This window comes from Streptomyces sp. NPDC004658, from assembly GCF_040609555.1.
Classification (GTDB): Bacteria; Actinomycetota; Actinomycetes; order Streptomycetales; family Streptomycetaceae; genus Streptomyces.
Window position 1 is genome coordinate 1 of sequence record NZ_JBEXKG010000323.1, and the last position, 3,720, is coordinate 3,720.

Consider the following 3,720-nt stretch of genomic DNA (forward strand, 5'->3'; position numbering starts at 1 on the left):
CGCCAGGATGAGGTCGTACGTCCGGCCGCGCACCGGCGCGAAGAGGTTGCCGCGCCGGATGCGGACCGGCAGCCGCCGCAGCCACGCGTTGAGCCGGGCCGTCCACACCGCCCGCCGGGACACGTCCACCGCGGTCACCGCGGCGCCCCGCCGGGCCGCCTCCAGGGCCAGCGCACCGCTTCCCGTCCCGACGTCCAGCACTCGCGCACCGGGGGAGGGCGCCTCCTCGCGGAGGGCCTCGGCCAGCAGCTCCGTGTCGTCCTGCGGGGCGTACACACCCGGAAGCACCAAAGCGATCACACGGCGCGGGTACCCCGGGAGTCAGGATGTATGGGAGACCTCCTGTTCCCGGGGTGTTCCCAGGGGTGAGCGCGCGGCTGTGGGAACGGGGGAGTCCAGGGGCGTCCGCAGGGCCGACCGTCCCGCGCGCCAGTGTGCGAGCAGCCGCCGCGCCAGCCGGTCCTCCAGGTACTCGGTCGCGTCGATCCCGAAGGCGATGTCCGGCGCCAGCTCCGGTTCCTCGGCGAGCAGTCCGCCGATCACCTCGTGCCGGACGACCTGCTCGTGCACCGCGTCGGCCTCCACGTGCTCGTCGTAGAAGAACTCCGCGGCCGGGCCGGCTCCGGTGCGGCGCATCGCCTCGGCCAGCCGGCGGGAGCCGGGCGAGGAGGTGATCTCCACCTCGGCGAAGTGGCCCACCAGCGCGCCGCGCAGGTCGCGGTGCAGGCCGAACAGGGACATCAGGTTGACGACGGCCAGCATCTCGGCCGGGGCCGCGTCCAGGTGGCGGCCGTACGTGGTGTCCAGGTCCAGGTCCGTCATCAGGTCGGCGAACAGGCGCGCGTGCACCCGCTCGGCCCGGCCGCCGCCGAACTCGTCGTACTCGACCGCGGCCATGGCCGCCTTGGCCCGGCCCCACAGCCGCGGCAGCACCCAGGCGTGCGGGTCGGCCTCCTTCAGGTGGTACAGCGAGCGCAGCGCCGCGTACTCGCGCAGCTGCCACAGCTCGCCCTCGGCACACAGGAAGTGGGTGACGCCCGTGCCCTCGGCCGGCTCGACCAGCAGGGCGGCCAGCGCGTCGTCCAGGCTCTCGTGGACCGGGGTGTCGGCGCGCAGCGCGGCGCCGAAGCGGTGCTCCAGCGCGGCGCGGACGCGCAGCAGCTCCGGGTCCCACTCGGTCTGCGGCGCCACACCGGCGAAGCCACGGTAGTGCAGCTCGTAGCAGAGGTAGAGGGCGAGCTGGAGGTCGTCGCCGTACGGGTCGGCGGAGTCGGCGTCCGCGGGGTCGGGAAGCGGTCCCGCGCCCCGCAGGTACGCGGTGACCGCCGCGGAGAGGGGGCCTCGGGGCGGGGGCAGCAGGGGTCCTCGCACAGGGTGGTTCATGGGGCACGGGTACCCGCCCCGAGGCGAAGCAGTGGTGAGCGGCCGTGCCCGTGCGGAGGTCACCGGACGGAGGGCGGACGGGCCGTGGCCCCGCCCGTCGCGCCGCTCGGCCCGGCCTCAGTCGCCGTTCGCCTGCTCCTGCGCCGTGGGACTCGGGGTGATCGTGTCCCCGGCCTCACCGGAGGCGGACCGGTCCTCGTCGCGCTTCTCGGCCTCCTCGACCTCCCGGAGCACCTCCTCCAGGGCCGTCTCCGGCCGGTCCTCGTGGTCGTCGTGGCCGTTCCCGCCTGGCATGACGTCTCCTTCCGTCGGCGAGGTGATCTCCCCTGCGAGTTACCCGACGGCGCCGTCCCAAGCGTCTCCCGGACACAGCGCGGGGCCGCCGTCTCCCTGCAGACGGCGGCCCCGCGCCCGGGCTGCGGCGGCTGTCACATGTGGACGACGGGTGCGGCGCCCGCGTTCTGCCGCGGCACCCCGCGCCGGTAGCAGAGGAAGGCGATGACCGCGCCGGCGCCGAACAGGACCGCCGACCACCAGAAGGCGGTGGTGTAGCTCTCGATCGTGGCCTGGGCCCGCACCAGCTCGCTGGTGGCGTCCCGGCCGGCCAGGTAGTCGGTGGCCGCGCTCGCGGCGAGGGTGTTCAGCAGGGCCGTGCCGATCGAGCCGCCCACCTGCTGCATGGCGTTGACGGTCGCGGAGGCCACGCCGGCGTCCTCGGCCGCGACCCCGCCGGTGGCCAGCTGCATGGCCGTCGGCATGACGAGGCCGAGGCCCACGCCGATCACGATCAGCTGCGGGAGCACCGCGCCGAGGTAGTGGGAGCCGAGGCCGATGCCGGTCAGCCAGGCCATGCCGGCCGTGGCGACCGCGAAGCCCAGCGGTATGACCACCTTCGGGCCGGTCCGGGGCAGCAGGAGCGTGGTGCCCAGCTGGGCGGTCACCATCAGGGCGCCGACCATCGGCAGGAACGCCACACCGGTCTTCGTGGGGCTGAAGCCGAGGTTGAGCTGGAGGTAGTAGGTCAGGAAGAGGAACACGCCGAACATGCCGCCGGCGGCGATCAGCACCGCGAGGAAGGAGGCCGCGCGGTCGCGGTCGAGCAGGATGCGCAGGGGCAGCAGCGGGTGCGCGGTCCGGGTCTGCCACCAGGCGAAGGCGGCCAGCAGCACGCCGCCCGCGATCAGGAAGCCCCAGGTGAGCGGGGAGCCCCAGTCGTGGGTCTCGGCGTTGGAGAAGCCGTAGACCAGGGAGAACAGGCCGGCGGCGACCAGGACCGTGCCCGGGACGTCGAGTTTGGCGTCCGCAGCGTCGCGGTGGTTGCCCAGCAGCAGCCAGCCGCCCGCGAAGGCGACGACCGCGATGGCCACGTTCACGTACAGCGTCCAGCGCCAGTCCAGCGCGTCGGTCAGCACACCGCCGAGCAGCAGCCCGAACGCACCGCCCGCGCCGGCGATGGCGCCGTACACGCTGAACGCGCGCGCCCGCTCCCGGGCGTCGGTGAACGTGGTGTTGAGCAGCGACAGCGCGGCGGGTGCGAGCAGCGCGCCGAAGACGCCCTGAAGGGCGCGGGCGACGACCAGCATGGTGAAGCCGTTGGCGGCGCCGCCGAGCGCGGAGACCGCGGCGAAGCCGACGACGCCGACGAGGAAGGCGGTCTTGCGGCCGAACATGTCGGCGATCCGGCCGCCGAGCAGCAGCAGGGAGGCGAAGGCCAGCGCGTAGGCGGTGACGATCCACTGCCGGTTGCCGTCGGAGAAGCCGAGGTCGGTCTGGGCGGACGGCAGGGCGATGTTCACGATCGTGGCGTCGAGCACGACCATCAGCTGGGCCGTCGCGATGACCGCGAGGATCCACCACCGCTTGGGCGAGGCCTCACCGCGCTCCGGCGCCGCCGCTCCCGCGCGGGAGCTCTCGGCCAGGGTCTTCTCGGGCATGCGGAACCACTCCAGGGAAGTCGTTCGGGTACGGGACGGCAGACAGGTACGAGAAGGCGAACAGCTCGTAAACGAAACTGTTTCGTACAGCTAGAGCCTAGGTCACCGCGAGCGAAACGGCAACGTTTCCTTACGGCGGGCCACTCCGCCGTGCGCGGTGTTTCAGTGTGTGGCGCCCTGGATACACCGCGAAGGTTCGGCCCCGGAGTTCGCGAGCCCGTGCAACGCCGTCGCAGTGAGGTCGTCACCATGTCCCATGCCCCGTCCCCCGCAGGACCGTCGAACGAGACCCGGCCGCTCCCGGCCCCGGCGGCGACAGCGGTCGCCGCCCCGCACCCCGGCCAGGGCGGTGCCGCCCTGGTGACGGGCGCCTCCTCGGGCATCGGCGCGGCCGTGGCCCGCC

The 3,720-nt window shown here is 73.8% G+C and carries 4 protein-coding genes; all 4 read right to left on the bottom strand.

The features are described from left to right. The coding region (locus ABZV94_RS40705; RefSeq protein ID WP_356350016.1) for a methyltransferase at positions 1-300 on the bottom strand (300 nt) is incomplete at its 3' end. Positions 301-321: 21 nt separating this feature from the next. Beyond that, positions 322-1,383: an iron-containing redox enzyme family protein gene (locus tag ABZV94_RS40710; protein WP_356350019.1), complete on the bottom strand. Its 1,062-nt coding sequence runs from the start codon at positions 1,381-1,383 to the stop codon at positions 322-324. A gap of 117 nt (positions 1,384-1,500) precedes the next feature. After that, positions 1,501-1,677: a hypothetical protein gene (locus ABZV94_RS40715; RefSeq protein WP_356350022.1), complete on the bottom strand. Its 177-nt coding sequence runs from the start codon at positions 1,675-1,677 to the stop codon at positions 1,501-1,503. A 134-nt stretch (positions 1,678-1,811) separates the two neighbouring features. After that, positions 1,812-3,317: an MFS transporter gene (locus tag ABZV94_RS40720; protein WP_356350024.1), complete on the bottom strand. Its 1,506-nt coding sequence runs from the start codon at positions 3,315-3,317 to the stop codon at positions 1,812-1,814. Between the last annotated feature and the right edge of the window lie 403 nt (positions 3,318-3,720).

Excerpts from the sequence above, each read along its gene's own strand:
- ABZV94_RS40710 (WP_356350019.1), bottom strand. The coding sequence starts at position 1,383 with ATGAACCACCCTGTGCGAGGACCCCTGCTGCCCCCGCCCCGAGGCCCC.
- ABZV94_RS40715 (WP_356350022.1), bottom strand. The coding sequence starts at position 1,677 with ATGCCAGGCGGGAACGGCCACGACGACCACGAGGACCGGCCGGAGACG.
- ABZV94_RS40720 (WP_356350024.1), bottom strand. The coding sequence starts at position 3,317 with ATGCCCGAGAAGACCCTGGCCGAGAGCTCCCGCGCGGGAGCGGCGGCG.